This is a genomic window from Amycolatopsis ruanii, from assembly GCF_003385175.1.
Taxonomy (GTDB): Bacteria; Actinomycetota; Actinomycetes; order Mycobacteriales; family Pseudonocardiaceae; genus Amycolatopsis_E; species Amycolatopsis_E thermalba.
Map to the genome: position 1 here is coordinate 34,856 of NZ_PQHY01000016.1, position 25,961 is coordinate 60,816.

The following is a 25,961-nucleotide window of genomic DNA, read 5'->3' on the forward strand; positions in this document are numbered from 1 at the left end:
TCAGCCCAGGCGGTGCATCACGTGCTTGACGCGCGTGTAGTCGTCGAAGCCGTAGTGCGACAGGTCCTTGCCGTAGCCGGAGTGCTTGAAGCCGCCGTGCGGCATCTCCGCCACCAGCACCATGTGGGTGTTCACCCAGACCGCGCCGAAGTCGAGCCCGGCCGTCAGGCGCATCGCGCGGCCGTGGTCGCGGGTCCACACGCTGGCGGCCAGCGCGTAGTCCACGCCGTTGGCCAGCTCCACCGCCTCCTCCTCGCTCGCGAAGGTCTGCACCGTCAGCACCGGGCCGAAGATCTCCTCCTGCACCGCCGCGTCGTCCTGGCGCAGCCCCGTCACGACGGTCGGCGCGAAGAAGAAGCCCTCGCCGCCGACGCGGAACCCGCCGGCGAGCACCCGCGCGTGGGCGGGCAGGTCCGCCACGACACCGCAGACCCGCTCCAGCTGGGCGGCGTTGTTCAGCGGCCCGAACTCGGCGTCCTCGTCCGAGGGCGGCCCGCACCGGGTCGCCGACGCCTCCACGACCAGGGCCTCGACGAACTCGTCCGCCACGGCCTCGTGCACCAGGACGCGGGTCGCGGCCGTGCAGTCCTGGCCGGCGTTGAAGAACCCGCTCGCCGCGATCCCGGCGGCGGCCTCCGCCACGTCCGCGTCCGGGAACACCAGGGCCGGTGCCTTGCCGCCCAGCTCCAGGTGCACCCGCTTGACGTCCCGGGCCGCCGCGGCCGCGACCTCCTGCCCGGCGCGGGTGGAGCCGGTGATCGACACCATCGCGGCGTCCGGGTGCGCGACCACCGCCCGGCCGGTGTCCCGGTCGCCGCACACGACGTTGAACACGCCGGGCGGGAGGATCCCGGCGGCCAGCTCGCCGAGCAGCGACGCGGTCACCGGTGTGGTGTCCGCGGGTTTGAGCACCACGGTGTTGCCCGCCGCGAGCGCGGGCGCGATCTTCCACACCGCCATCAGCAGCGGGTAGTTCCACGGCGCGACCTGGCCGATCACCCCGACCGGTTCCCGGCGCACGTAGGAGGTGTGGCCCGGCGCGTACTCACCGGCGGCGGTGCCCTCCAGCAACCGCGCCGCGCCCGCGAAGAAGCGCAGGTGGTCCACGGCGGCACCCACCTCCTCGACGCGGGTGAGCGCCACGGGCTTGCCGGTGTTCTCCACCTCGGCCGCGACGAACTCCTCCGCCCGGCGCTCCAGCTCGGCGGCCAGGCGCAGCAGGAACCCTTGCCGCTGCGCCGGAGTGGTGCGGCGCCAGTCGCGGAAGGCCCGGACCGCCGACCGGTACGCGGCGTCCACATCGGACTCCGCGGACAGGGCCGCGACCGCGAAGACCTTGCCGGTGCACGGATCGACGAGGTCGGTGCGGCGACCGTCGGCCGCCTCCACCACCGTGCCGTCGACGACGTTGTTGACCACGCGCATCAGCGGCCTCCCACCGGCAGGACGCTGAGCAGCTCGTAGACCACGTGCGCGGCGGCGATCCCGGTGATCTCGGCGTGGTCGTAGGCCGGGGAGACCTCGACGACGTCGGCGCCGACGACGTTCAGCCCGTCCAGCCCGCGCAGCACCTCCAGCAGCTGCATGCTGGACAGGCCGCCCGCCTCCGGCGTCCCGGTGCCGGGCGCGAACGCCGGGTCGAGCACGTCGATGTCCAGCGACACGTACACCGGGCGGTCCCCGAGCCGCGTCCGCACGCGCTCGATGATTTCGTCCAGCGGCTGCCGGGCGAAGTCCCGGCAGTGCACGGCCGCGAACCCGAGCTTCTCGCTCTCGTCCAGGTCGAGCCGGGCGTAGAGCGGGCCGCGGATCCCGACGTGCGCCGAGTGCGCGAAGTCGATCAGGCCCTCCTCCGCGGCGCGGCGGAACGGGGTCCCGTGGGTGTGCGGGGCGCCGAAGTAGGTGTCCCAGGTGTCCAGGTGCGCGTCGAAGTGCAGCACCGCGACCGGGCCGTGCCGCTCGTGCTGCACGCGCAGCAGCGGCAACGCGATCGTGTGGTCACCGCCGACGGTGAGCAGGCGCCGCCGCGTGCCGGACAGCTCCCGCGCGCCGGACTCCACGGTGGCGATCGCCTCGTCCAGGTCGAACGGGTTGACCCCGAGGTCGCCGCCGTCGGCGACCTGCACGCGGCCGAACGGTTCGACGTCGAGGGCCGGGTTGTAGGGCCGCAGCAGGCGGGAGCTCTGCCGCACGTGGTTGGGACCGAACCGGGCCCCCGGGCGGTAGCTGACCCCGCTGTCGAACGGCACCCCCCACACCACGACGTCCGCGTCCGGGACGTCGGTGAGCCGGGGCAGCCGGGCGAACGTGGTGTCGCCGCCGTAGCGGGGGACCCGGGTGGCGTCCACCGGGCCGATCGGGTTGGTCACGTCGTCTCCTTCGGGCATCACTGGTCGGCGGCGAGGATCTCGGCGGCGCCGCGGCGGCCGGACTCGATCGCCCCGTCGATGAAGGCGCGCCAGCGCCGGGCGGTGTGCGATCCGGCGAAGTGCACCCGGCCCTCGGGACGGCCCAGCGCCAGCTCGTAGCGGGCGAACTGCCCGGCGCGGAAGGTGGCCCAGGTGCCCTTCGAGTACGGGTCGTGCACCCACTCGTGCGTGCACGCGTCGAGCACCTCGGCCCGCGGGGCGAACTCACGCACCGCGCGCTGCACGTCGGCGAGGTCGGCGGCGTCCACGCGGTCGTGTTCCGGGGCGAAGCACACCAGCACCACACCGCGTTCCGTGGTGTGCATGGCGCCGACGTAGTCGAAGCTGGTGCCCCAGCCGAACCCGCTCAGGTCCTCGGGCACGTTCCGCGCCAGCGCCCAGATCTTCTGGCCCTGCCCGGCGTGGTTCTCCGCCGACGCGGCCCGCTTGTCGGCGGGCAGCCCGGGGCTGAACTCGATGTCGCCGAGCACCCCGATCGGGACGGTCACCAGCACCCGGTCGCCGCGCACCGCTCCCCCGGCGTGCTCCACGACGACACCGGTGTCGTCGGCGCGCACGGCCGAGACCGGGCTGGACAGCTCCAGGCGCGCACCGCTGTCGTCGAGGATCGCGCGGGCCAGCGACACGGTGCCGTCGGTGAACGTGTAGCCCAGCACGCTGGCCTGCACCATCCCCCACAGGGAATTGTCCATCGAGGACAGCCAGCGGATGATGTCCAGCGCGGAACCGGTGTCCTCGCTGGCGTTCGCGCAGCCGCAGAACCAGGAGATCAGCAGCTCCCGCGCGTTGCCGGTGAGGCCGGCGTCGTCGGCCCACCGCCGGATCGGCACGTCCAGGTCGGCGAGGTCCTGTTCGGACAGCGGCCGCTCCGGGTCGAGCCGGGCGCCCGCGGCGAGCAGCTGCCGCAGCGCGTGTTCGAGCGCCCCGTACTCCTCCGGCGGCACCGGCAGCAGCGTGTCCAGCACCTTGCCGCCCGCGGACCAGGTCATCCGCTGCGGCAGCTCGCTGTCCCGCACGGCGATGCCGTAGCGCTCCACCTCGGCGAAGACGTGCGGCTGCTGCGGCACGATCCAGGTTCCGCCCATCTCCAGGCCCGCGCCGTCCATGGCGTCCGGGCGGTACCAGGTGGACCCGCCGATCCGGTCCCGCGCCTCCAGGACGAGGACGCGCCTGCCGGCCGCGCCGAGGTCACGGGCGGCGGTCAGCCCGGCGAAACCGGCGCCGATCACGACCACGTCGTAGCGTTCCATGATTACCTTTCCGTTTCTGGATCCAGGTCAGGACGGGGTGGCCACGGAGGACCGGCCGGGGGCGGCGAGCCGCGGGTCGTCTCCGGGCACGGGTTGCGGGCTGCGCCGGGTCAGCAGGAAGTAGGCCAGGCCGCTGCCCGCCGCGGCGAGCAGGAAGCTGACGTCGATGCCACCGGTGAACGCGAGCAGCGGTCCGTGGTAGACGGTGGTGTCGACGGACAGCAGGCCCAGGACCGCGCCGAAGGTCCACGCGACGACGGCCGGGACGCTCCACCCGCCGGTGTACCAGTAGATCCCGCCGCGCGAGCGCCGGTTGTAGACCTGCAGCGCGTCGGCGTCGTAGCGGCCCCGGCAGCGGGCGAACCCGATCAGCGTGATCACCGCCCACGGGGTGCCCAGCGCGGTGATGAGCAGCACGAACGCGGTGACCGCGTCCTGCGCGTCCCACACGAAGTAGCCGCAGAACACCAGGACCGTGGCGATCACCGACACCAGCACGGTCGCCCGCACCCGGGACAGCCGCGGCACGATCGCGTCCAGGTCCAGGCCCATGCTGTAGAGCAGGATGCCGGCGTTGCCGACCGTGCCGAACAGGCCGTTGAGCAGCAGCGGCACCAGGAACCACACCGGGGCGGCCTGCACCAGCGAGCCCACGTAGTCCTCACCGGCGCGGGTGGCGAACGCGGTGAACGTCCCGAACAGCTGCGGGATCAGCAGACCGCCGATCATGCCGCCCGCGGTGGCGGCGACCACGCGGTGGGCCGGATACCGGCGTGGCGAGACGTAGCGGGTGTAGTCGCCGAGCAGGGTGATGAACGCGATCGGCCCGGACAGTCCCGCGGCCACCGTGGACAGCAGCCAGGTCGGCCAGAACGCGCCGAGCAGGTAGCCGCCCTCGACGACCGGGGCGGTCGTGAAGTCCCCGGCGTAGGCGGCGAACCCGGCGAGCATCAGCACGGTCATGCCGATCGCGAGCCAGCGGCCCATGCGGTTGAGCAGCCGGTAGCCGAACACCGCCACGAGCACGGCGAGCACCGCGAGCAGCGCGTACACGACAACGTAGCTGGCGGCGCCGTCCGGGAGGCCGAGCAGCCGGGCCAGCGGGCCGACCACCGCGGCGCCGCCGGTCCACAGCGTGAGCGCGGCGTAGCCCAGGGACAGCAGCAGCCCGATCACGGAGCCGATCAGCCGTCCCCGCACCCCGAAGTGGCCGCCGCTGCTGGTGGACAGGTTCGTCCCGGTGCGCAGCGACACCAGCGCCAGCGGCGCGACGAGCGCGGTGCCGAGCAGGGTGCCGGTGATCATCGAGGTGACACCCGCCCAGAAACCCAGGCCGAACGACGCGGGCAGCCACCCGAAGATCACGACGCCGAGGCACAGGTTGGAGCCGACCAGGATGCCCGCGACGTCGCGCGGACGGCCGGTGCGGTCGGCGTCCGGGATGGTGTCCACCCCGTGCACCTCGATGGCGCGCGTGGTCGGCGGAGGTTCAACAGCCATTGGCGAACTCCTTGGTGGCGCTGGTGGTGGTCAACCGGCCGGTTCTCCCGGCGGCGACCAGGGTGCGCCGAGATGGCGGGGTGCCGTAAGTCACCGATCGTCCCAAGTCCGGCAGGGGCGTTGTCGGATCGCACAACGGGGCTGACGGCGGCCGACGGCCCACCCAGCGAAGACCGGGGGGGAACAGGCCGACCCCTTGGGGCAGGCGCCAGCCTGCCCCTATGCCCTGCCGAAGGGAGCGAGCGGTTCCCCCCGGTCGGAGCGAACCGGCACCGCACCTACGGCAGGTTCAGTGCCCGCAGGGCCAGGAAGAGGTCCACCCGGTCCTGGGTGCTCGCCAGGCTGCGGCCGGTGAGTTCCTCCACCCGGCGCATGCGGTGCCGGAGCGTGTTGATGTGCACGTGCAGCGCCTGGGCGGACTCCTGCCAGCGGCCGCCCGAATCCAGGAACACCGCCAGTGACGGCAGCAGGTCCCCGCCGCGGCGTTCGTCGTGTTCCAGGATCGGGCCCAGCACCGCCTTGGCGGTCGCCGCCAGGAGGTCGGGGTCCTGGGCCGCCAGCAGGAGCGTGGGGCTGTGCAGCTGCTCGTAGGTCAGCCAGCCGCTGGACTCCCGCGCCGCGGCGGCCTCGGCGGCGTGGCGGGCCTGCAGCAGGCTCAGCCGCAGCTCGGCGGCCCCGCCCGGGCTGCCCGCGCCCAGGTGCCCGTGCACGCCCGCCCGCTGCAGTCCGGCGTGCAGGCTTCCGGCGAGTTCGGCCATCGAGCGGGGCGCCGGAGTCAGGGCGAGCACCTCGGGCCCGCGCTCGACGACGACCGAGCCGGGGTCCAGCAGCCGTCGCAGCCGGTCCGCGGCGCCCGAATCCGGGTCGGTCCGCAGGACCAGCGCCGCGATCGGGCGATCGGTGCCCACCCCCAGGGAGCGCAACCGCGTCGCCAGCGTCGCGGCGCTCGTCGTGCCGCCCTGGATCCATTCGAACAGCTCCCACGCGTACCGCAGCTCCGTCGCGCGCACGGCGCGTTCCCGCTCCAGCTCCAGCGCCAGGAACGGCATCGCCCGCACGACCGCCGCCTGGGCGTCGACGTCCAGGTCCGGCAGCGGGCGGGGCAGGAGGATCTCCGCGTCGGCGAGGCCCTCGCCGATCAGCGGCAGCGGGTGGGGCGGCTCGGGCACCTCGCCGGTGACGGTGCCGCCGGAGCGCAGCGCGACCGGCATGCCGAGCTGGCTCACCAGGATCCGCAGTACCGTGGCCACCCCGCGGCGGTGGCGCAGGGCGGCCACGATCGCGTCGTGCTGGTCGAGGTGCCGTCGCAGCGGGCGTTCCCATTCCGCGCGTTTGACGCTGACGAACGTCTCGACGATCTGCACGAACGGCACCGCCACCGGCACCACGAAGCAGGTCAGCCCGTGCTCCGCGGCCGCCGCGACGAACTCCGGCGGCACCTCGTCCCCGGCGGTGACCAGACCGAACCCGACCGCGGCGACGTCGGCGGCGGCGAGATCGGCGACGAACCGTTCGGCCGGGACCCCGCTCGCGCGCCACACCCCGGCGGTGAGGACGACCTCGCCGCCCCGCAGGAACCGGCCGGGGTCGGCGACCTCGATGGTGTGCACCCACCGGATCGGCCGCCGCACCCGGCCGGACACCCGCACGTCCAGCGCGAGCGCGGGATCGGACAGCAGGTCTTCGACGAGCAACCGGCACCTCCCTCGCGGAGGGTCCAGACTACGGCGCGCCGGCGGCGAAGCCGCCGAGCGGCGGCCGGCACCCTGATCAGCCGGACAGCCGCGCCCGGAACTCCTCGCTCGTCAGGACGTCCGCTGTGGACTGGGCCAGCACCACGAGGGTGGCGGCGTGGACCTCGGCGGCCTTCATCGCGCCGTGGCCGAGGTCCGGGTGGTCGTAGGTCGCGCACAGGTCGGACAGCACGGCGGGCCGGAAGTCGCGGAACATCGCGTCGCGGATGGTGGCGTGGACGCAGTCCTCCGTGGTGACGCCGGTGGCCACCACGGTGTCGATCCCGCGCCCGCGCAGGATCATCTCCAGATCGGTGCCGAAGAACGCGCTGTAGCGGTGCTTGCGGATCACCGGCTCGTCCGGCCGCCGGTCCACCTCCGCGTACAGCTCGGCGCCGGGCGTGCCGTCGATCAGCGCCGCCCGCTCGGCGATGGGCGGGTAGAGGTCGGCGAACCGGCCCATGTCCGAACCGTCGGCGCGGTGCACGTGCGCGGTGAACACCACGAACACCCCCGCCCGCCGGCACAGCTCCAGCGTCTCGTTGAGCCGCGGCACCATGGCCCGGCCGTCCGGCGACTCCAGCGGCGCGCCGGGCGCGAGGAAATCGTGCTGCATGTCGACCACGATCAGCGCGGTGCGCCCGGGCTCGATCGGGTCCAGCCGGTAACCCATCCCGGATGAGTAGCACGCGAACGCTACGACCGTCAACGATCCGTCATACGCCACCAGATCCGGAACAGCCGGTGCGGCACCCCGCGGTTCCGCGGCCGGACCGGGCGCCACGCGATCCGGACCGCCATCTCACCCCTTCCCCAGCAGCACGTCCAGCGGCGCGTGTTCGCGGTCGGCGACCAGGCGTCCGGCCTCCGCACCACCCACCCCGGCCTCGGCCAGCACGGCCAGCGCCTGTGATTCCGGCAGCAGCGTGAACCACCGCCGCGCCAGGGCTTCCCGCGCCGCCTCGGTCGGCTGCCCGTAGAGGCGGAACCGGCCCACGCCACCGTCCGGGTGAATGGCGATCCGCACCCGCGTCACCGGGCGCGGCGCGCCGAGCCGGAACCGGTGGGTGGTGTCGGCCTGCAGCTTCGTCTCCGGCAGCAGCGGGAACCACTCGCCGCCGGCGGACCCGGACAGCGAGACCCGGTCCGGGCTGTTGCCCCGGTAGTGGGTGGTGGCGATCTCCGCGACCAGCGGGGTGGCCTCGCACGCCAGCTCGACCACGGCCCAGTCGTGCCCGTCGTCGCGGCGGCGCCCGGTCTCCCAGCCGTCGGCCATGAACCGCGACTCGCCGGGCTGGAGCATGTTGGCCGGCGGGGAGAAGAAACTGTCGCTGCACTCCACGACCCTCCCGCCGTGCAGCGTGCTCACCAGGTCGAACGGGACCGCGTCGAGGTCGCGGGGGTCCGGCACGACCTCACCGTGCACCCGCAGCCGGGCGATGCCACCGTCGGGCAGCGCGTGCAGCCGCACGTGGGTGACGCGCCGCTCGGCGTGCACGGCGAACACGTTGTGCTCGCCGCCCTTGAGCGGCGAGGCGGGCACCAGCTCGAACCAGTCCGCCCGGCCCAGCTCCTCCGGGCTCGGGTAGCCCTCCACGCCGGTGCCCTCGATGCGGCACTGCTCGGGGTAGTTGCCGAGGAAGAACGCGGTGTCCACGTCGATCGCGCGCACCACGCCCGGGGCGCCGAGCCGGACGAGGACCCAGTCGTGCCCGCCGCGCCGCCCGAACCGGCGGCGGGTCTCCCACCCGTCGTACTGCTGCCCCTTCGGGGTGAACGTGTGCGGCTGGTAGGTCGGCGCCGCCGGCTTGATCAGGTTCTCCTTGTCCGCGAAGAACTCGTCGCTGGCGGCCATCACCGTGCCGCCGTGCGGGCGCGCGGCCAGATCGGGCAGGGTCGTCGGGTCGTGCGGTGCGGTCATGCTTCCTCCCTCGTCAACAACGTTCCGGCCGGTTCGCCGTCCACCTCGCGGCCGCGGAGCCAGACCCGGTGGACCGCCCCGGTCAGGCGCAGGCCGGCGTAGGGGGTCAGCGGGTGGCGGTGGCGCAGCGCGTCCGGGGTCACGGTGACCTCCTCGCCGGGGGCGAAGGCCACCAGGTCGGCGTCGGCGCCCTCGGCGATCCGGCCCTTGCGGTGCAGCCCGACGAGCGCGGCGGGCGCGGACGCCATCCACCGCACCACGTCGGCCAGGGTGTGCCCGCGCCGCCGCGCCTCGGTCCACACCACGGGCAGGCCCAGCTGGAGCGAGGCGATCCCGCCCCACGCCGTGTCGAAGCCGCCGCGTTTGAGGTCCGGTGTGGACGGTGAGTGGTCGGACACCACGCAGTCGATCACGCCCTCGGCCAGCCCCCGCCAGAGCCGGGCCTGGTTCGCCGCGTCCCGGATCGGCGGGCAGCACTTGAACTCGGTCGCCCCGGCCGGGATCGCCTCGGCCGCCAGCGTCAGGTAGTGCGGGCAGGTCTCGGCGGTGATCGGCGTGCCGGCGCGACGGGCGGCGGCCAACCGGTCCAGGGCCGCCGCCGAGGACAGGTGCAGCACGTGCACCCGGGCGCCGGTGCGCGTGGCCCGCTCGATCAGCCCGTGCACCGCGCCGGTCTCCACCTCGTCCGGACGCGAGGCCAGGAATTCCGGATAGGACGGTCCGGCCTCCGGCGCGGCCGCGAGCCGCGCCCCGTCCTCGGCGTGGACGATCATCAGCGCGCCCAGCCGCGCCAGCTCGGCCAGGGCGGCGTCGAACTCGGGCCAGCTCAGCGGCGGGAACTCCGGGACCCCCGACGGCGAGAGGAAGCACTTGAAGCCGAACACCCCGGCCTCGTGCAGCGCCGCCAGATCGCCCACGTTGCCGGGGATCGCGCCGCCCCAGAAGCCCACGTCGACCTGGCACTGCCCGTCGGCTGCCCGCCGCTTCACCGCCAGCGCGTCCGCCGTCACCGTGGCGGGCAGGCTGTTCAGCGGCATGTCCACGATCGTGGTCACGCCGCCCGCGGCCGCGGCGGCGGTGGCCGTGGCGAACCCCTCCCATTCGGTGCGGCCGGGCTCGTTGACGTGGACGTGGGTGTCCACCAGCCCGGGCAGCAGGGCGAGGTCACCCAGGTCCAGGTCGAGGCGGGTGTCCAGCCGCGCGGTGCGGCCGGTGACGGCGGCGATCCGCCCGTTCCGGACGGCCACCGCGGCGGGCCGTTCGCCGCCGGGGGTCAGCACCCGGTCGGCGCGGACCACGAGGTCGTAGCCGGTCATGCGCAACTCCTTCCCAGCCAGTCCGCGGCGAGCCGTCCGGCCAGCCGGCGCAGCAGCGGCCCGGCGTCGGTCATGCACCGGGCGGGGTCGGGTTCGAGGTCGGTGAGGGCGTAGGCGGCGCGGATACCGGCCGCGGCGAGCTGCTCGCCGTCCAGCAGGCACCGCCCGGCCACGGCCACGACGGGGATCCCGGCCGCGCGGCCGGCCCCGGCCACCCCCGCCGGTGTCTTGCCGTGCAGAGTCTGCTCGTCCAGCGACCCCTCGCCGGTGACGACCAGCCGGGCGCCGCGCAGGGCGTCGTCGAAGCCGACCAGGTCCATCAGCGCGCGCACCCCCGGGCGGCGGCGCGCGCCCAGCACGGCCAGCGCCGCGTATCCCACTCCCCCGGCCGCGCCCGCGCCGGGAGCGCCGGCGCACCGCGGTCCGACGACCTCGGACCACCGCCGCAGCCCGGCTTCCAGGACGGCCACGTCGGCGGGGCTCGCGCCCTTCTGCGGCCCGTACACCGCGGCCGCGCCGGTGGGCCCGAGCAGCGGGTTGTCCACGTCACCGGCCAGCTCGAACTCGACGCCGGCCAGTGCCGGGTGGAGTCCGGTCAGCTCGACCCGGTCCAGGTCCCGCAGCGCGGCACCGCCCGGAGCCAGTTCGCCGCCGTCCCGGTCCAGCAGCTTCGCCCCGAGCGCGGACAGCAGGCCCGCGCCGCCGTCGGTGCACGCGCTGCCGCCGACCCCCAGCACGATCCGGCGGCAACCGGCCGACACCGCCGCGGCGATCAGCTCACCGGTGCCGAAGCTGGACGCGGTCAGCGGCGCGGGCGGTCCGGGCAGCCGCTGCAGCCCGGACGCCTCGGCCAGCTCCACCACGGCGGTGCCGTCGCGCACCGCGAACGCGGCGGTGACCGGCTGCCCGGCCGGGCCGTGCACCGTCACGGGCACGCGGCGGAACCCGGCCGACACCGCGGCCTCGACCGTGCCCTCGCCGCCGTCGGCCAGCGGCACTGTGCGGGCTCCGCCGCCGAGGCCGCCGCCGCCGGCCGCGGCGACCTCGGCCGCGGTCAGCGAGCCCTTGAACTTGTCCGGGGCGACGAGGACGTGACCGGTCACGGGGCGGGCTCGAACTCGCGCACGGCGTCGATCGCGGGCCCGTGCGGGGTGTTGGCCTCGCGCTCGATCATGATCTCCACGAGCACCGGGCGGGAGGTCGCCACCGCCTCCTTGCGGGCCCAGTCGATCGCGTCCCGGATCTCCGCCGGGTCGAACACCCGCCGCCCGGCGCAGCCGTAGGCCTCCATGATCTTGACGTTGTCCGAGCCGTACTCGTCGTAGTGGATGTCGACCTGGTAGTTCATGTCGTACGGGATCGACGCCTGCCGGATCAGGCCCAGGTACTCGTTGTTGAGCATGATGAGCACGAACGGCACGTCGTACTGCGCGGCCACCGCCAGTTCCTCGACCAGGTACTGGAAGCCGTAGTCGCCGACGATGCCGACGACCTCGGCCCCCGGCTCGACCGGCTGCAGCGCCTTCTTCACGCCGATCGCGGCCGGGATCTCCCAGCCCAGCGGCCCGGCTTGCCCGCACACCTGGTAGCGCCGGGGCCGGTAGGCCTTCTGGTGCTGGCCGCCCCAGATCTGGTAGAGCCCGATCGCGGTGACGAACCAGGTGTCCGGGCCGAACGCCTCGTTGATCTCCTTGTACACCCGGGGCGCCTTGATCGGGGTGGTGTCGAAGTCCTCCCGGCGGCGCAGCGTCGCCTTCAGCTCGCCGATCCGCTCGACCCAGGCGGCCGGGCCGCGGCCACCGGCGCCCCGCGCCCGCGCCGCGTCCAGCAGCGCCCGCAGGAACAGCTTCGCGTCGGAGACGATGCCCAGATCGGGCGGGAACACCTTGCCGATCTGGGTCGGCTCGATGTCGACGTGGATGAACGTGCGGTCGCCCCGGTAGACGTCCAGCCTGCCGGTGTGCCGGTCGCCGAACCGGGCGCCGACGGCCAGCACGGTGTCGCACTCCAGCATCGAGGCGTTGCCGTAGCGCTGGGAGGTCTGCACCCCGGTCATCCCGGCGTAGAGGTCGTGGTCCTCGTCGATCGCGCCCTTGCCCATGAGCGTGACCTGCACCGGGACGTTGAGGTACTCGGCCAGCTCGCGCAGCTCCGGCGCCGCGTCGGCGATGACGACGCCACCGCCGGCCAGGATGAGCGGTTTCTCCGCGGCCAGCAGCAGGTCCAGTGCCCGCTCGACGCGCGGCAGGTGCGGCCGCACCACCTCGACCGGGAACGGCGCGTCGATGTCCGGGTCGTAGGTGATGATCTCCTGCGCGACGTCGACGGGGATGTCGACGAGCACCGGGCCGGGACGGCCGGACCGCGCGATCCGGAACGCCTCGCGGAAGATCCACGGCGCCGTGGCCGCCTCCTTGACCTGCACCGCCCACTTGGTGACCGGTTCGGCGATCCGCACGATGTCGACCGCTTGGAAGGCCTCCTTGTGCAGGTTGGCCGACACCGCCTGGCCGGTGATGGCGAGGATCGGGATCGAGTCGGCCATCGCGGTGTAGAGACCGGTGATCATGTTGGTCCCGGCCGGGCCGGAGGTGCCGATCGCGACGCCGACCTTGCCGCTGGTGCGCGACCAGCCGTCGGCCATGTGCGTGGCGCCCTCCTCGTGCCGGACCGTGAGGTGCTCGATGCCGCCCCGGCGTTCCATCGCCTGGTACAGCGGCAGGATGGCCGCGCCGGGGCATCCGAACGCGACGTCCACGCCCTCGGACTTGAGGACTTCGACGACCGCTTCCATCGCGGGCATTCTGGGCATGGCAAAGACTCCTCGGACTGTCGACGGGTGTGGTGGCTGGTGGAGCGGGCCGTCAGCGGCCGGACAGCCGCTCGGTGACGGCGAGCAGCGCCGAGTGGTCGGCGTCGCCGAGGCCCTGGGCGCGGGCGGACTGGACGAAGGCGGCGACCTGGCCGGCGAAGGGCAGGGCCACCTCGGCCTGCCGGGCGGCGTCCAGCACGATGCCCATGTCCTTGTGGTGCAGGTCGATGCGGAAGCCGGGCGTGAAGTCGCGGGCCAGCATGGACTTGCGCTTCAGCTCCAGGATCCGGCTGCCGGCCAGGCCGCCGGCCAGCACCTCGAGCCCGGCCTCGGCGTCCACACCGGACGCTTCCATCAGCACGATCGCCTCGGCCACCAGCGCGTAGGTGCCACCGACGACCAGCTGGTTGGCCGCCTTGACGAACTGGCCCGCGCCGGACGGTCCCACGAGCGCGGCGACCTTGCCGACGGCGTCGAACACCGGCTTGGCGGCGTCGAAGTCCGCCTGCGCCCCGCCGACCATGATGGACAGCACGCCGTCGACGGCACCGGCCTCACCGCCGGACACCGGGGCGTCGAGCACGCGCACGCCCTGCTCGCCGAACCGCCGCGCGACTCGTTGCGACGTTTCCGGTTTGACGGTGCTGAAGTCGATGAACAGCGTCCCGGGCTCGATGTGCCCGGCGATCCCGCCGGGGCCGAACACGACGTCTTCGACGTGCGGGTCGGCGGGCAGCATCGTGATGACGATCTCGGCGTCCCGCACGGCCTCGGCGATCGACCGGGCCGCGGTGCCGCCGTTCGCGGCGACCCTGGCGACCGCGTCGGTGTTGCGGTCGTAGCCGGCGACGGCGAAGCCGGCCTTGACGAGGTTGCGGGCCATGGGGGCACCCATGATGCCCAGGCCGACGAATCCCACACGGGTCATGATCAGGTTTTCCGTTCCGGTGTCGGGGATGGTTCAGGTCGCCGCACGACGGTCCCGGGGCAGCCAGGCCAGGCTGTCCTCGGTGGTGCCGGACGGCTGGTACTCCAGGCCGACGTGGCCGGTGTAGCCGCCGGCGGCGAGCTTGCCGAGCGCGGCGTCCAGGTCGATGGCGCCGGTCCCGGGCTGGTGGCGTCCGGGGTGGTCGGCGATCTGCACGTGGCCGATCCGGCCGGTGTGCTCGGCGATGACGGCGCCGAGGTCGTCGCCGTTCGCCGTCAGGTGGTAGAGGTCGGCCAGCAGCGCGAGGTTGCCGGCGCCGGATTCGCGCGTGACGCGGTCGATCACGGCGAGCGCGTCCGCGGCCCGCCGCAGCGGGTAGTGCGGCGCGCCGCTGACCGGTTCGACCAGCACGGTCGCGCCGATCCGCGCCGCCGCGTGCGCGGCCACGGCGAGGTTCTGCGCAGCGAGCGCGTCCTGTTCGGCCGGGTCGGCGCCGGCCACGCGGTTGCCGTAGAGGGCGTTGAGGGCGCGGCAGCCGAGCTGCTCGGCGATGCCGACGGCGATCGGCACGTTCTCGCGGAACTCCGCCGACCGCGCGGGCCAGGACACCAGGCCCCGGTCGCCGCCCGGCAGGTCGCCCGCCGCGAAGTTGAGGCCCACCAGCCGCACGCCCGCGTCCCGGACGGCCGCCACGAACCGGTCCACCTCGGCGTCACCGGGTGCCGCGGTGCCGAAGGGCCACCAGAACTCGACCGCGTCGAAGCCGGCGGCTTTGGCCGCGGCGGGGCGCTGCAGCAGGGGCAGCTCGGTGAACAGCATGGACAGGTTGACGTCGTAGGGCAGGGTGTGGTTCACGCGGCTTTCTCCTGGTAGGCACGCCAGTCGCCGAACTCGGTGATGTCGCGCAGCTGCGCGTGCGAGGTGTAGGGGCGGCGCAACAGCATCGCCAGCGACGAGCTGCCGTCGGCCAGCTCGATCACGCCGAGCTCCAGCTCGTGCGGTTCGGACGGCAGCACCCGGTCGCGCAGCACGTCCATCGGCACGTCGTAGACCTCGCCCGCGATGGCCGCCCCGCCGTGCGAGACCGGGAACAGCGCCGGGCACTGACCGCCGACGGAGTAGAAGCGGTACTTGGGCGCGGTGGTGGTCGCGGCGACCAGCGGGGCGCCGCCGAGCAGGTGGTGCAACGGCTCGCCACGCATGGCCCCGCCGTTGAGGAACATCAACGCCATGTCTGTCTCCTTCAGCCGAAGAGCTTCTCGACACCGGTGATTCCGAAGTAGACGGTGAACACCAGGGCCAGCCCGGTGAGCAGCCAGCCGGGCCAGCGGCCCTTGCCGATGCGGATGACGACGTAGGACACCAGCCCGGCGCCCACGCCGTTGGTGATCGAGTACGTGAACGGGATGACCGCGGCGGTGAGGAACACCGGGATGGTGAAATCCGTGTCGTGCCAGGGGACGCGCCGGATCTGCGACACCATCATCCCGCCGATCACGACCAGCGCCGGTGCCGCGGCCTGCGCCGGGACCACCCCGGCCAGCGGGGTGAACAGCAGGGTCGCCCCGAACAACAGCCCGGTCACCACGCTGGCCAGCCCGGTGCGGGCCCCCTCGCCGACACCGGCGGCGGACTCCAGGAACACCGTGTTCGGCGACGACCCGGTGACTCCGCCCGCGATCGCGCCCGCCCCGTCCACCAGCAGGATCCGGCCCATGCCGGGCACCTTGCCGTCGCGGGACAGCCCGGCCTCGTCGGAGACGCTGGTGATGGTGCCCATCGCGTCGAAGAACCCGGACAGCACGAGCGTGAACAGGAACACCGTCGCGGTGACCGGCCCGGCGGAGACGAACCCGCCGAACAGGTCGACGTCCCCGAACAGCCCGAAGTCCGGCGCGGCGAGCACCTGGCTGGGCAGTGTCGGCTCGGTGCGGCCCCAGCCGCCCACGCCGAACCCGTCGTGCAGCACGATCGCGAACACCGTGGTGACCGCGATGCCGATCAGCACCGCGCCCGGGACCTTGCGCGACACCAGGACCACCATCAGCAGCAGGCCCAGGCAGAACACCGCGATCGGCCAGCCGGCGAGGTGCCCGCTCAGGCCCAGCTGGACCGGGACGGACGAGCCCGCGACGTCCGGGACGCGCGTGACGAACCCGGCGCTGACGAACCCGACGAGCGCGATGTAGAGCCCGATGCCGACCGTGATGGCCGTCTTCAACGCCGGCGGGATGCCGTTCATGATGCGTTCCCGCACCCCGCTGACGGCCATCAGGACGATGCACACGCCCTCCAGCACGACCAGGCCGAACGCCTGCGCCCAGGTCATCGCCGGGGCCATCTGGAAGGCCACGATGCCGTTGATGCCCAGCCCGGCGGCCAGCGCCAGCGGGGCGTTGCCGACCAGTCCCATGAGGATGGTCGTCACCGCGGCGGCCAGCGCGGTCGCCGTGGTGACCTGGGCCGCGCTCAGCTTCGCGCCGGTGATGTCCGCCGACGCGCCGAGGATGAGCGGGTTGAGCAGCACGATGTAGGCCATCGCGACGAACGTGGTGATCCCGCCGCGGACCTCGCGGCCGACGGTGGTCCGCCTGCCGGTGAGGTCGAAGAAGCGGTCGAGCGCCGTCCTGCGGGGTACGGTGGGTGCTGGTGCGACGCGGTCGTCGCTGGGGGCCTGGGTCATGGCGTCCTCCCCTTGCCGGTGGGTGTGCTCGGCCGGGCCGCCCGGGCTGGGCGCCGCGGGGCCTGGTGAGCGGGACGATTGGGGTTTTTCTGGTGCTCCGGTCAGCACCGCCGAGGGGCCCGGTGAGGGGCGCTCGTCGCCGGTGACAAGCCGTACTCGGTTCCCGGTCCCGGGTTCCCGGGCCGGGGGGTCAGTACTCGATGCGGTCGGGCCGGTCCAGCCAGGCCGCGAACGGCACGAATCCGTCCACTTCGGACAGCCGGGAGACGGGGACGGTCCACGACTCCCGCGGCCGGTCGAACAGCTCGTAGAACGCGCGGTCGTCGAAGCCGGCGCCGTGGTCGTCGTGCCGGTCGGCGGCGTAGACCACCCGGTCCAGGCGGGCCCACAGGGCCGAGGCCAGGCACATCGGGCACGGTTCGCAGGACGACACCAGCACGCAGCCGGTGAGCTTGAAGTCGCCCAGCGCCTGGCAGGCCGCCCGGATCGCGACGACCTCGGCGTGCGCGGTCGGGTCCAGCGCCGGGGTGACCTGGTTGGTCCCGGTGGCGACGATCTCGCCGTCGCGGACGACCACGGCGCCGAACGGCCCGCCGCCGGCGGCGACGTTGTCGGTGGCCAGCTCGACGGCCCTGGCCAGCCATTCCTTCTCCACACTGACGATCGCGGTCACGCGTGCACTCCCTCCCCCGTGCCGGGCACGGGGTTTTCGTGGTGGTGGTGTTCCTCAGGTGCCGGTGAGGTGTTCCGGCCGGATCGGGACCCGGGGCAGTTCCAGTCCCGTGGCGTCGCGGATCGCGTTGGCGATCGCCGGGGTCGCGGAGATCGTGGGCGGTTCCCCGACCCCGCGCACGCCGTAGGGGGCGTGCGGGTCGGCCCGCTCGACGATCTCGATGCGCATCGGGGGCATGTCGAGGGTGGTCGGGATGAGGTAGTCGGTGAACGACGGGTTGCGCACCTTGCCGCCGGAGACCTGGATCTCCTCCATCACGGCGAGCCCGAGGCCCTGCGCCGAGCCGCCCTGGATCTGGCCGATCACCGCGTCCGGGTTGATCGCCTTGCCGACGTCCTGGGCGCAGTCCAGCTGCACGACCTTGACCAGGCCCAGCTCGGTGTCCACGTCCACGACGGCCCGGTGCGCGGAGAACGCCCACTGCACGTGCGCGTCGCCCTGGCCGGTCTCCGGGTCGAGCGGGACGGTGGGCCGGTGGTGGAACTCCCGGGTCTCCTCGACGGCGTCGGTGCCCAGGACGTCCACCAGGTCGGCGATCACCTCGCCCCGGCCGTCGACGATCTTGCCGCCGGACAGCGTCAGCCCCTCGGCGGGACGGCCGGACTTGCTCGCCGCGAGCGCGCACACGGACTCCGCCACGGCGCGGCAGGCGTTGCGGACCGCGCCGCCGGTGACGTAGGTCTGCCGGGACGCCGAGCTGGACCCGGCGTCGCCGACGGAGGTGTCGTTCGGGTGGATCGTCACCCGCTGCACGCCCAGCTCGGTCCTGGCGATCTGCTGCTGCACGGTGACCAGGCCCTGGCCGACCTCGGCGGCCGCGGTGTGCACCAGCGCCACCGGTTCCCCGCCGGCCACCTCCAGCCGCACGCGGGCGGTGGAGTAGTCGTCGAGACCCTCGGCGTAGGAGACGTTCTTGATGGTCACGCCGTAGCCGATGCCGCGGACCACCCCTTCGCCGTGGGTGGTGTTGGACGCGCCACCGGGCAGCTCCCGGATGTCCGCGGGACCGGTGCGCTCCGGCGGCAGCGGCATGTCGCGCACCCGGCGGACCAGCTCGGCCACCGCCACCGGGAAATCCGCGACCTGCCCGGTGACCCCGGTGTCGCCCTCTTTCATCGCGTTGCGGATGCGCAGCTCCGCCGGGTCCATGCCCAGCGCGGTGGCGAGCTTGTCCATTTGCGACTCGTAGGCGAAGGTCGGCTGCACCGCGCCGAGCCCGCGCATCGCCCCGCAGGTGGGGTTGTTGGTGCGCACGCCCCAGCCCTCGATGCGGGCGTTGGGCACCACGTACGGCCCGGCGCCCAGCGTGGTGCCGTTGCCGACGACCACCGGCGTCTTCGAGGCGTACGGTCCGCCGTCGAAGTACAGCCGCGCCCGCACGTAGACCAGCTTCCCGTCGCGGGTCGCGCCGTGCTCGTAGTACATCTTCGCCGGGTGCCGGTGCACGTGGCCGAAGAACGACTCCTCGCGGTGGTAGGACATCTTCACCGGGCGGCCGGTGCGCAGCGCGAGCATGCAGGCGTGGATCTGCATCGACAGGTCCTCGCGGCCGCCGAACGCGCCGCCGACGCCGGACAGGGTCAGGCGCACCTTCTCCAGCGGCAGGCCCAGCGCGTGCGCGGTCTGCCGCTGGTCGACGTGCAGCCACTGGGTCGCCAGGTACAGGTCGACCCCGCCGTCGCCGTCGGGCACCGCGAGCCCGGACTCCGGGCCGAGGAACGCCTGGTCCTGCATGCCGATCTCGTACACGCCGGACACCACCACGTCGGCGGTCGCGTCCGGGTCGCCCTTGACGATCCGCTGGTAGCGCACCAGGTTGCCGTCGGGGTGCAGCGCCGGCAAGTCCTCGTCGTGCGCGGCCCGCTCCGGATCGGTGATCGGCTCCAGGACTTCGTAGTCCACCTTGATCTTCTTCAGCGCCCGGCGCGCGATCTCCGGGTGGTCGGCCGCCACCAGCGCGACCGGTTCCCCCTGGCAGCGGACCCGGTCGGCGGCCAGCACCGGGGTGTCGGCGTACTTGAGGCCGTAGACGTTTTCGCCCGGCACGTCCTCGTGGGTCAGCACGGCGTGCACGCCGGGGTGGGCCAGCGCCGCGCTGTAGTCGAGCGAGCGGATGCGGGCGTGCGGGTGCGGGCTGCGCAGCGTCGCGCCCCACAGCATGTCCTCGTGCCACAGGTCGGACGAGTACGCGTACTGGCCGGTGACCTTCAGCCTGCCGTCCGGGCGCAGCGGGCTGTCCCCGACGCCGCCCGTGACGGCGTCGGTGAGGTCCTGCGGGAAGCGGGCCGGTGCCGGCTTGGTCACCGCGCGGCCTCCTTCGCGGCGGCCGTGCGCTCGGCGGCGAGGCGGACGGCGTCCAGGATCTTCTCGTAACCGGTGCAGCGGCACAGGTTCCCGGCCAGCGCCTCGCGGATCTCGGCGTCACCGGGCGAGCCGGTGCGCTCGATCAGGTCGTGCGCGGCGACGATCAGGCCCGGCGTGCAGAACCCGCACTGCACCGCGCCACGCTCCACAAAGGACCGCTGCACCTCGTCGAGCGGGTGCGCCTCGGCGACCCGCTCGACGGTGCGCACCGCGCGGCCCTCCGCCTGCCCGGCGGCGACCAGGCAGGCACACGCCGGCACCCCGTCCAGGTACACCGTGCAGGACCCGCATTCGCCCTGTTCGCAGGCGTTCTTCGAGCCGGGCAGGCCCAGCCGCTCACGCAGCACGTACAGCAGGCTCTCCCCCTCCCAGACGTCGTCGGCCTGGCGGTGCTCGCCGTTGACGGTGACGTTCAGGCGCATGCGGTCCAGCTCCCTCGCGTGTAGTCGGTCCAGGCCCAGCCGAGCGTGCGGCGGGCCAGCACCGCCAGCGCGTGCCGGCGGTAGTTCGCGGTGCCCCGGACGTCGTCGATGGGGGCGGCCGCCGCGGCGACCAGCTCCCCGAAACGGCGCAGCACCGCGTCGGACAGTGGTTTCGGCTTCTCCCAGTCCAGTTCGCCGGCGAGGAACTCCTCCGCGTCCGGGGCCCGGCGCGGGGTCCGGTCCGCCGAGCCGAGCCCGGTGCCGGCCCGCCGCTGCTCCGGGTGCAGCGCGAGGCCGAACGCGCACACCGCGATCACCATCGCGTTGCGGGTGCCGACCTTGCTGAACTGCTGGGGACCGGTGGCCGGGGCCAGGTGCACGGCGGTGATCAGCTCGTCGGGCTCCAGGACGTTGCGCTTGACCCCGGTGTAGAAGTCGGCCGCCGCCACGGTCCGGGTGCCGCGCACCGAGGCGATCTCCACCTCTGCGCCCGCGGCGAGCAGCGCCGGGTGCGCGTCGCCGGCCGGGGAGGCCGAGCCCAGGTTGCCGCCGACGCCGCCGCGGTTGCGGATCTGCGGTGAGCCCACCGTGCGCGACGCCATCGCGAGCCCCGGCAGCACGTGACCGAGCTCGGTGATGATGCGGGTGTACGGGACGCTCGCCCCCAGCCGGATCCGGCCGTCGGCGGTGCCGTGCCGGGCGGGCTCCGGAACGCGGCCGAGGTCGAGCAGCGCGTCCGGGCGCCGGTGGTCGAAGTTGATCTCGACCATGACGTCGGTGCCGCCGGCGATCGGTACCGCCCCGGGATGTTCGGCCTTCGCGGCCAGCGCCTCGGCGAGCGAGGACGGTCGCAGGAAGTCCATCGCGGTGCTCCTTCAGCTCCAGGCCAGTCCGGGTTCGGGGGCGTCGTCGCGCAGGACGGTCCCCTCGATCAGCCCGTAGGGGCGGTCGGCGGCGTAGTAGACCTCGTCCGGGTTGTCCAGGCCGAAGGCGGACAGGTCGCTGAGGAAGTGGTGCTTGTTCGGCAGCGACAGCCGCACCTCGACGATCTCCGGCACGTGCTCCAGGACCCGCGCGCCCATCGCGTAGAGGGTCTGCTGCAGGGAGTAGCTGTAGGTGTCGGCGAAGGCGGTCAGCAGAGCGGCCCGCGCGGTCGTGTAGGCGCCCGCCCAGTCGACGTCCTCGGTGCGGCCGAACCGCCAGCTCGCGGCCACCGCGGTGGCGAGGATGCGGTCCTTGGTCTCGGCCAGCGTGGTGTAGCGGTCGCGGGGGAAACCCCAGAACTCCGAGTCGGTGGAGTTGAGCACGGTCAGGTCGCGGATGCCGCCGGTGACCCAGGACCGCTCACCGTCGTGGTGCACCACCGCCAGCCGGGTGCCCTCGGCGGACCGGGCGAACGAGTGCGCGGCCGGGACACCGCCGACGTCGAGGCGCGCCCACGGGAACCGCTCGATCGCCACCCGGGCGCGGTGGATGCTCGGCTGCGTGGCGACGAAGTGCCGCGCCAGCCGCAGGCCGAAGTCCTCGATCTCGCCGATCCCGTCCCTGGCGAAGGCGAACACCGTGTTCTTCTGCGTGTCGGTGGCCAGCACCTTGTCGTTGGCCCCGGTGAGGTGGGTGTCGGCCAGGTCGCCGGAGAGGGTGGTGCTGACGTTGAGGTCGGTGACGGCGTGCCGCTCACCGTCGCGGTCGAGCCGCACGACCCGGACCTCCGCCTTGCCGTACTGGTTGTCGCCGAGAACGATGCCCATGGTTGTCCTGACACTCCTTTGTGGTCTAACTGCCGCGGTAGGTGGAGAAGGCGAAGGGGCTCAGCAGGAGCGGGACGTGGTAGTGCTCGTCCGGGTCGCCGACCCGGAAGGTCACCACCGCCTCCGGGTAGAAGGCGTCCGGGCCGAGGTAGCCGCCGGTGTCGAACACCAGCCGGTGCGTGCCGGGACCGGTGCGCCAGCCGCGGATGCGGCCGTCGTCGTCGGTGCGGGCCTCGGCCAGCAGGTCCCAGCCCTGACCGTCGTGCCGCTCCAGCCGCACCACGACACCCGCCGCGGGCCGGCCCCGCGCGGCGTCGAGGACGTGCGTGGACAGGCTCATCGCGTCTCCCCTGCCAGCCACCGGCGCACGCGGAGCCGCACGATCTCGCGCAGCTCCTCGCGCACCACGGCCCGTTCGGTCTCCTCGTCGTGGCCCAGCCGCTCGCGCAGCCGGCCGAGGATCGTCGCGGCGGGCAGCCCGGCGGCGCAGATCAGGAACACCCGGCCGAAGCGGCGCTCGTACTCCGCGTTCGCCTCGGCGAGTTCCCGCCGGACCGCCTCGTCGCCGGTGGCCGCGGCCTCCTGCTCCTGGCGCGACCACGCCGCCTCCCGGCCGGTGCCGCCGGCCCGGTCGCCGATGCGGGGGTGCGCGGCCAGCGCCTCGGTGATCCCCGCCCAGTCCAGATCGGCCAGGGCCGCGTCGGCCGCCGCGCACACCGCGTCCACGTCGGCGTAGGGGCGGCCGGCCGCGACCTGCGCGGCCCAGTCCCGCGCGGCGCAGCAGGCCCGCAGCTCACGCTCGGCCTCCTCGGCCGGCAGTGCGTGGAATTGCTGGAGCACCGGCCACCTCCTCGTCTGCTCCGGCTGAACTGTGAAGCAGTACACACTCCGGGGTCCGGCAGCGGCCAGCGGCGGAATCGCCGAAAGGTGACGGTCCCCACGGGCCGGTTTTTGTGCTTTCCTCCAAGTGACGACGCGCCGCCGCGGGGACACAGTGGCGGTCCGACGATCGGGAGGCCACATCGTGCGGCTGCACGCCCTGCTGGACATCGCCGACCTCGGGCTGACCCTGTTGGCCGGCGAGGACCAGGTGGATCGCGAGTTCACGCGGGTGCTCACCGCGACGCTGCGCGACCCCCGCCGCTACCTCTACGGCGGTGAGCTGGTGCTGTCCAGCATGCAGTGGCTGCAGGGCCAGGCCGACGCCGACGCGTTCATCGGCGGCCTGGCCGAGGCGGGTGTGGTGGCGCTGGGCGCCGGTACCGCCGAGGTGGGCGGGCCGGTGCCGGACTACGTGGTCAACGCGTGCCGCACGCACCGGCTGCCGTTGTTCGAGGTGCCGGTCACCGTCTCGTTCGCCACGATCTCCGAGCGGGCGATCCTGGGCCTGGCGGCCGAACGGGCGGGCTGACGGCGCTGGTCGAGGCGGGGGCGGCGGAGCTGGGCGCCGGCTGCTGGGTGCTGACCTCGACCGGCCGGGTGGTGGCCGGCACCGGGGAGCTGGCGGATCCGACCGCGCTGGCCCGCCGGTTCCTGCTGGCGGACCGGCTGCCCCGGGTGGTGTCCCGCCCGGGCGGGCCGGTGTCGCTGCTGCCCGCGGCGAGCAAGGCCGGTCACCGGGTGGCGAGCTGGTTCCTCGTGGTGGCCGGGGACCACCGGTCGTGGGAGCGGGACCGGCACGAGATCGCGACGGAGTTCGCGACGCTGGTCGGCGTCGAACGGTCCCGGTTGGACGACGCCAAGCGCATCGAGAACCGGGCGGCCGAGCCGTTGCTGCGGCTGGCACTGTCCGAGCACGGCACCCAGGCGGAGATCGACTCCCGGCTGGTGGCCGCGGAGTTCCGGCCCGCCGAGCCGATCGCCGCGCTGTCGGTGCGGGTGCGCGGCGGCGGGCCGGGGCTGGCGTCGGTGATCGCCGAGGAGCTGGTGGCGCCGGTGCAGTCCGCCACGCTGGTCGGGGTGGTGGACGGCGAGGTGTTCGGGCTGCTGGCGGGCTGCGCACCGGGCGAGGACGACACGCTGGCCGCCGCGGTGCGCGACGCGGTGGGCGTCATCGAACCGGCGCTGGGCTCCGCCGGGCTGGCCGTGGGGATCAGCCACGCGCCCGACTCGGGAGGCCTGCGCGCGGCGGTGCAGGAGGCCCGGCAGGCCCGCCGGCTCGCGGAGCTGTCGGAGGCGCGGGCGAAGGTCGTGGCCGGTGACGAGGTGGCCTCACACCTGCTGTTGCTGGCCGCCGTCCCGGGCGAGCTGCGCCGCTCGTTCCGCGCCCGGGTCCTCGGCCCGCTCCTCGCCTACGACGAGGAGCACCGGTCGGAGCTGGTCCACACCCTGCGGGTGTTCCTGGACAACTCCGGCTCGTGGGCCCAGACCGCGGCGGAGCTGCACGTGCACGTCAACACGCTGCGGTACCGGATCGGCAAGATCGGCGAACTGACCCGCCGCGACCTGACCCGGTTCGCCGACCGCGTGGACCTCTACCTGGCGCTCGACCAGCCCTGACCGCGGCCTGAGGTGGATCACGAGCCGGCGCTGCAGCGGCGGCCGGACGGCCAGCGACTCGGCGGACGGATCACCGGCCGGCCCGGATGCATTCACCACGCGTGCTGATCGTGATCGGAAGTGCTCGTGCCCGGCCCGGGCGACGGGGGGAAACCGGTGACCTCGACGCGCACCTGACGCTCCCCCACACCCAGGCGTTCCTGGCCCGGATCGGCGACCTGATCGACGGCGAACCGGCCGTGGCCGTCCACGAAGTCCCCAGCTCCTGACCCGCGGCGTCCAACGAACCCGCCCGCACATCTCGACGAGGAGATCACCATGAGCGCCACCCCGACCAGGCGCGGCCGGGCCCCGTCATCGGCGCCGGCCCGGCCGGCATGGCCGCCGCCCTGCGACGAGGGCGTCACCGCCCAGCGCGGGCTGTGCATCGTCTCGCACGGGCGCACCGTGCAGGGCAGCTGGACGTCCATCCCCGACAAGGGCCGCGACGGGTTCCAGTGGTGGGTCCTCGGCGCGCACGACGCCCGCACCGGGTTCACCGGCGACCCGCGCGCCGCACACCGCTCCGGCAGTGGTCGAAGCGCCGGGCCACCCTCGTCGGGGACGCCGCACACGCCACGAGCCCCTACGCCGCCTACGGCGCGGGCATGGCCACCGAGGACGGCTACTTCCTCGGCCGCCGCCTGGCCGGGGCCGACCTGTCCGACTACGCCGCGGTGCGTGCCGCGCTCGACGCTTTCGAAGCACCGCGCAAACCGCACACCGCCCGGCAGGTGCAGCAGGCCTGCGTGCTCGGCCGGCTCTTCCACCACGCACCGGCCCACTCCGACCACTCCGCGACGCGATCCTCGACCGCACGTCGGCGAATCCTCCTCCGGGGAGATCATCGCCCAGCTCGCGGCGATCGACGAAGCGGAGGAGGCGTTCCGCGCGGCCCGGTGACCGCACCGCTGTCCACACGGGACAACTGGGCGCCAGAACGGGCGTCGCCGGGTGAACTGGGGCAGACTGGCACCCGACCGGGACAACCAGGGCCAGGGAGCTGACGACGGATGAAACGAGCGGTCATCGCCGTGGCAGGCGTCCTGCTTCTCGGTGTCGGGGTGCTGCTGCTGGTGCTTCCCGGCCCCGGGCTGCTGCTGGTGCTCGCGGGGCTGGTCGTGCTGGCCTCGGAGTTCCCCGCGCTGGAACGCTACGTCGACCCGGTGCGCTCGCGAGCGATGAAGGCCGCCGAGGACAGCGTGTCCTCACCGCTGCGGATCGCGGGCTCCGTGACCGCCGGACTGCTGCTCATCACTGCGGGGCTGGTCTGGGGTTTCGTGCGATCGCTGCCGCTGAGCGGGTGGAGCACCGGATCGAGCCTGATCCTGTCCGGCCTCGTCCTGCTCGGCCTGCTGGCCTGGAGCCACCGCCGGGTACGTGCGCGCCGCACCACCTCGCGGACCTCTCCCTAGCCCCCTCCACCAGGTCGATGGACGCCAGACCCAGCCCGGGCACGCCTATAGCCTGGTGGCGTACGGAGACCGCTCTGACCTGCAGCAAGCAACAATTCCAGCTCGTCGCGCGATCACCTCCGAAAGTGGAAGGGGATCGGGTGGGAGTCGACGGGCCGGCGTGGAG

The 25,961-nt window shown here is 73.8% G+C and carries 26 protein-coding genes; 5 read left to right on the forward strand and 21 right to left on the reverse strand.

Going from position 1 to position 25,961, the window contains the following annotated elements; all coding sequences use genetic code 11:
• The 21 genes from D0D28_RS11470 to uraD form a co-directional block, all read right to left on the reverse strand.
• On the reverse strand, window positions 1–1,425 hold the full coding sequence (locus D0D28_RS11470; protein ID WP_116110561.1) for a gamma-aminobutyraldehyde dehydrogenase: 1,425 nt from the start codon (window positions 1,423–1,425) through the stop codon (window positions 1–3).
• Window positions 1,425–2,387, reverse strand: coding sequence for an agmatinase (gene speB, locus D0D28_RS11475; RefSeq protein ID WP_205413230.1), 963 nt, complete (start codon window positions 2,385–2,387; stop codon window positions 1,425–1,427). Before speB ends, D0D28_RS11470 begins: the two co-directional genes overlap by 1 nt.
• Window positions 2,387–3,679, reverse strand: coding sequence for a flavin monoamine oxidase family protein (locus tag D0D28_RS11480; protein WP_116110563.1), 1,293 nt, complete (start codon window positions 3,677–3,679; stop codon window positions 2,387–2,389). The genes speB and D0D28_RS11480 overlap by 1 nt, the downstream gene beginning before the upstream one ends.
• Window positions 3,680–3,706: 27 nt before the next feature.
• A complete protein-coding gene (locus D0D28_RS11485) occupies window positions 3,707–5,179 on the reverse strand; it encodes a purine-cytosine permease family protein (protein WP_116110564.1) in 1,473 nt (490 codons plus the stop codon).
• 278 nt (window positions 5,180–5,457) lie between these two features.
• Window positions 5,458–6,873, reverse strand: coding sequence for a helix-turn-helix domain-containing protein (locus D0D28_RS11490; protein WP_116110565.1), 1,416 nt, complete (start codon window positions 6,871–6,873; stop codon window positions 5,458–5,460).
• A 76-nt stretch (window positions 6,874–6,949) separates the two neighbouring features.
• Entirely contained in the window at window positions 6,950–7,585 is a 636-nt protein-coding gene (locus tag D0D28_RS11495) for a cysteine hydrolase family protein (protein ID WP_116110566.1), read from the reverse strand.
• A gap of 129 nt (window positions 7,586–7,714) precedes the next feature.
• Window positions 7,715–8,833 carry an allantoicase gene (alc, locus tag D0D28_RS11500; protein WP_116110567.1) on the reverse strand — a complete coding sequence of 373 codons (1,119 nt, stop codon included), beginning with the start codon at window positions 8,831–8,833 and terminating at the stop codon, window positions 7,715–7,717.
• Window positions 8,830–10,149, reverse strand: a complete 1,320-nt coding sequence (gene allB / locus D0D28_RS11505) for an allantoinase AllB (RefSeq protein WP_116110568.1) — start codon at window positions 10,147–10,149, stop codon at window positions 8,830–8,832. The genes alc and allB overlap by 4 nt, the downstream gene beginning before the upstream one ends.
• Complete coding sequence (locus D0D28_RS11510) at window positions 10,146–11,252, reverse strand: glycerate kinase (protein WP_116110569.1); 1,107 nt, start codon at window positions 11,250–11,252, stop codon at window positions 10,146–10,148. Before D0D28_RS11510 ends, allB begins: the two co-directional genes overlap by 4 nt.
• A complete protein-coding gene (gene gcl / locus D0D28_RS11515) occupies window positions 11,249–12,961 on the reverse strand; it encodes a glyoxylate carboligase (RefSeq protein WP_116110570.1) in 1,713 nt (570 codons plus the stop codon). Before gcl ends, D0D28_RS11510 begins: the two co-directional genes overlap by 4 nt.
• Window positions 12,962–13,013: 52 nt before the next feature.
• Window positions 13,014–13,889, reverse strand: coding sequence for a 2-hydroxy-3-oxopropionate reductase (locus D0D28_RS11520; protein ID WP_116110571.1), 876 nt, complete (start codon window positions 13,887–13,889; stop codon window positions 13,014–13,016).
• Window positions 13,890–13,922: 33 nt separating this feature from the next.
• On the reverse strand, window positions 13,923–14,744 hold the full coding sequence (locus tag D0D28_RS11525; RefSeq protein ID WP_116110572.1) for a hydroxypyruvate isomerase family protein: 822 nt from the start codon (window positions 14,742–14,744) through the stop codon (window positions 13,923–13,925).
• Window positions 14,741–15,121, reverse strand: a complete 381-nt coding sequence (locus D0D28_RS11530) for an allophanate hydrolase-related protein (protein ID WP_116110573.1) — start codon at window positions 15,119–15,121, stop codon at window positions 14,741–14,743. The genes D0D28_RS11525 and D0D28_RS11530 overlap by 4 nt, the downstream gene beginning before the upstream one ends.
• Window positions 15,122–15,132: 11 nt before the next feature.
• On the reverse strand, window positions 15,133–16,572 hold the full coding sequence (locus D0D28_RS11535; protein WP_116110574.1) for an NCS2 family permease: 1,440 nt from the start codon (window positions 16,570–16,572) through the stop codon (window positions 15,133–15,135).
• Window positions 16,573–16,762: 190 nt separating this feature from the next.
• Window positions 16,763–17,245 (reverse strand): nucleoside deaminase, encoded by a 483-nt coding sequence (locus D0D28_RS11540; RefSeq protein ID WP_116110575.1) that lies wholly within the window; start codon window positions 17,243–17,245, stop codon window positions 16,763–16,765.
• Window positions 17,246–17,299: 54 nt separating this feature from the next.
• The gene (pucD, locus tag D0D28_RS11545; protein WP_116110576.1) at window positions 17,300–19,609 is read right to left on the reverse strand and encodes a xanthine dehydrogenase subunit D; all 2,310 of its coding nucleotides are present in this window, start codon (window positions 19,607–19,609) and stop codon (window positions 17,300–17,302) included.
• Window positions 19,606–20,091, reverse strand: a complete 486-nt coding sequence (locus tag D0D28_RS11550) for a (2Fe-2S)-binding protein (protein ID WP_116110577.1) — start codon at window positions 20,089–20,091, stop codon at window positions 19,606–19,608. Before D0D28_RS11550 ends, pucD begins: the two co-directional genes overlap by 4 nt.
• Window positions 20,082–20,954, reverse strand: a complete 873-nt coding sequence (locus D0D28_RS11555) for an FAD binding domain-containing protein (protein ID WP_116110578.1) — start codon at window positions 20,952–20,954, stop codon at window positions 20,082–20,084. Before D0D28_RS11555 ends, D0D28_RS11550 begins: the two co-directional genes overlap by 10 nt.
• A gap of 12 nt (window positions 20,955–20,966) precedes the next feature.
• On the reverse strand, window positions 20,967–21,842 hold the full coding sequence (pucL, locus tag D0D28_RS11560; protein WP_116110579.1) for a factor-independent urate hydroxylase: 876 nt from the start codon (window positions 21,840–21,842) through the stop codon (window positions 20,967–20,969).
• A gap of 25 nt (window positions 21,843–21,867) precedes the next feature.
• Window positions 21,868–22,182 (reverse strand): hydroxyisourate hydrolase, encoded by a 315-nt coding sequence (gene uraH, locus D0D28_RS11565; RefSeq protein WP_116110580.1) that lies wholly within the window; start codon window positions 22,180–22,182, stop codon window positions 21,868–21,870.
• Window positions 22,179–22,892, reverse strand: coding sequence for a 2-oxo-4-hydroxy-4-carboxy-5-ureidoimidazoline decarboxylase (gene uraD / locus D0D28_RS11570; RefSeq protein ID WP_346009478.1), 714 nt, complete (start codon window positions 22,890–22,892; stop codon window positions 22,179–22,181). Before uraD ends, uraH begins: the two co-directional genes overlap by 4 nt.
• On the opposite strand from uraD, the gene D0D28_RS36695 reads away from it, so the two are divergent.
• The 5 genes from D0D28_RS36695 to D0D28_RS11585 all read left to right on the forward strand — a co-directional run bounded on the left by D0D28_RS36695 (window position 22,867) and on the right by D0D28_RS11585 (window position 25,795).
• Window positions 22,867–23,253 (forward strand): PucR family transcriptional regulator ligand-binding domain-containing protein, encoded by a 387-nt coding sequence (locus tag D0D28_RS36695; RefSeq protein WP_240323172.1) that lies wholly within the window; start codon window positions 22,867–22,869, stop codon window positions 23,251–23,253. The genes uraD and D0D28_RS36695 overlap by 26 nt on opposite strands.
• 47 nt (window positions 23,254–23,300) lie before the next feature.
• Window positions 23,301–24,341, forward strand: coding sequence for a PucR family transcriptional regulator (locus D0D28_RS11575; RefSeq protein WP_240323173.1), 1,041 nt, complete (start codon window positions 23,301–23,303; stop codon window positions 24,339–24,341).
• A 101-nt stretch (window positions 24,342–24,442) separates the two neighbouring features.
• Window positions 24,443–24,610: a hypothetical protein gene (locus D0D28_RS35595; protein WP_162831039.1), complete on the forward strand. Its 168-nt coding sequence runs from the start codon at window positions 24,443–24,445 to the stop codon at window positions 24,608–24,610.
• Between the two features lie 108 nt (window positions 24,611–24,718).
• Window positions 24,719–25,387, forward strand: coding sequence for an FAD-dependent monooxygenase (locus tag D0D28_RS37620; protein ID WP_429727775.1), 669 nt, complete (start codon window positions 24,719–24,721; stop codon window positions 25,385–25,387).
• A gap of 6 nt (window positions 25,388–25,393) precedes the next feature.
• A complete protein-coding gene (locus D0D28_RS11585; RefSeq protein WP_094002567.1) occupies window positions 25,394–25,795 on the forward strand; it encodes a PGPGW domain-containing protein in 402 nt (133 codons plus the stop codon).
• Window positions 25,796–25,961: the final 166 nt, after the last annotated feature.

Coding starts and splice junctions, on each gene's coding strand:
- D0D28_RS11470 (WP_116110561.1), bottom strand. CDS start 1,425: ATGCGCGTGGTCAACAACGTCGTCGACGGCACGGTGGTGGAGGCGGCC.
- speB (WP_205413230.1), bottom strand. CDS start 2,387: ATGCCCGAAGGAGACGACGTGACCAACCCGATCGGCCCGGTGGACGCC.
- D0D28_RS11480 (WP_116110563.1), bottom strand. CDS start 3,679: ATGGAACGCTACGACGTGGTCGTGATCGGCGCCGGTTTCGCCGGGCTG.
- D0D28_RS11485 (WP_116110564.1), bottom strand. CDS start 5,179: ATGGCTGTTGAACCTCCGCCGACCACGCGCGCCATCGAGGTGCACGGG.
- D0D28_RS11495 (WP_116110566.1), bottom strand. CDS start 7,585: ATGGGTTACCGGCTGGACCCGATCGAGCCCGGGCGCACCGCGCTGATC.
- alc (WP_116110567.1), bottom strand. CDS start 8,833: ATGACCGCACCGCACGACCCGACGACCCTGCCCGATCTGGCCGCGCGC.
- allB (WP_116110568.1), bottom strand. CDS start 10,149: ATGACCGGCTACGACCTCGTGGTCCGCGCCGACCGGGTGCTGACCCCC.
- gcl (WP_116110570.1), bottom strand. CDS start 12,961: ATGCCCAGAATGCCCGCGATGGAAGCGGTCGTCGAAGTCCTCAAGTCC.
- D0D28_RS11520 (WP_116110571.1), bottom strand. CDS start 13,889: ATGACCCGTGTGGGATTCGTCGGCCTGGGCATCATGGGTGCCCCCATG.
- D0D28_RS11530 (WP_116110573.1), bottom strand. CDS start 15,121: ATGGCGTTGATGTTCCTCAACGGCGGGGCCATGCGTGGCGAGCCGTTG.
- D0D28_RS11535 (WP_116110574.1), bottom strand. CDS start 16,572: ATGACCCAGGCCCCCAGCGACGACCGCGTCGCACCAGCACCCACCGTA.
- D0D28_RS11550 (WP_116110577.1), bottom strand. CDS start 20,091: ATGCGCCTGAACGTCACCGTCAACGGCGAGCACCGCCAGGCCGACGAC.
- D0D28_RS11555 (WP_116110578.1), bottom strand. CDS start 20,954: ATGGACTTCCTGCGACCGTCCTCGCTCGCCGAGGCGCTGGCCGCGAAG.
- pucL (WP_116110579.1), bottom strand. CDS start 21,842: ATGGGCATCGTTCTCGGCGACAACCAGTACGGCAAGGCGGAGGTCCGG.
- uraH (WP_116110580.1), bottom strand. CDS start 22,182: ATGAGCCTGTCCACGCACGTCCTCGACGCCGCGCGGGGCCGGCCCGCG.
- uraD (WP_346009478.1), bottom strand. CDS start 22,892: ATGTCCAGCAGGGCGTGCAGCCGCACGATGTGGCCTCCCGATCGTCGG.
- D0D28_RS37620 (WP_429727775.1), top strand. CDS start 24,719: ATGGCCGCCGCCCTGCGACGAGGGCGTCACCGCCCAGCGCGGGCTGTG.
- D0D28_RS11585 (WP_094002567.1), top strand. CDS start 25,394: ATGAAACGAGCGGTCATCGCCGTGGCAGGCGTCCTGCTTCTCGGTGTC.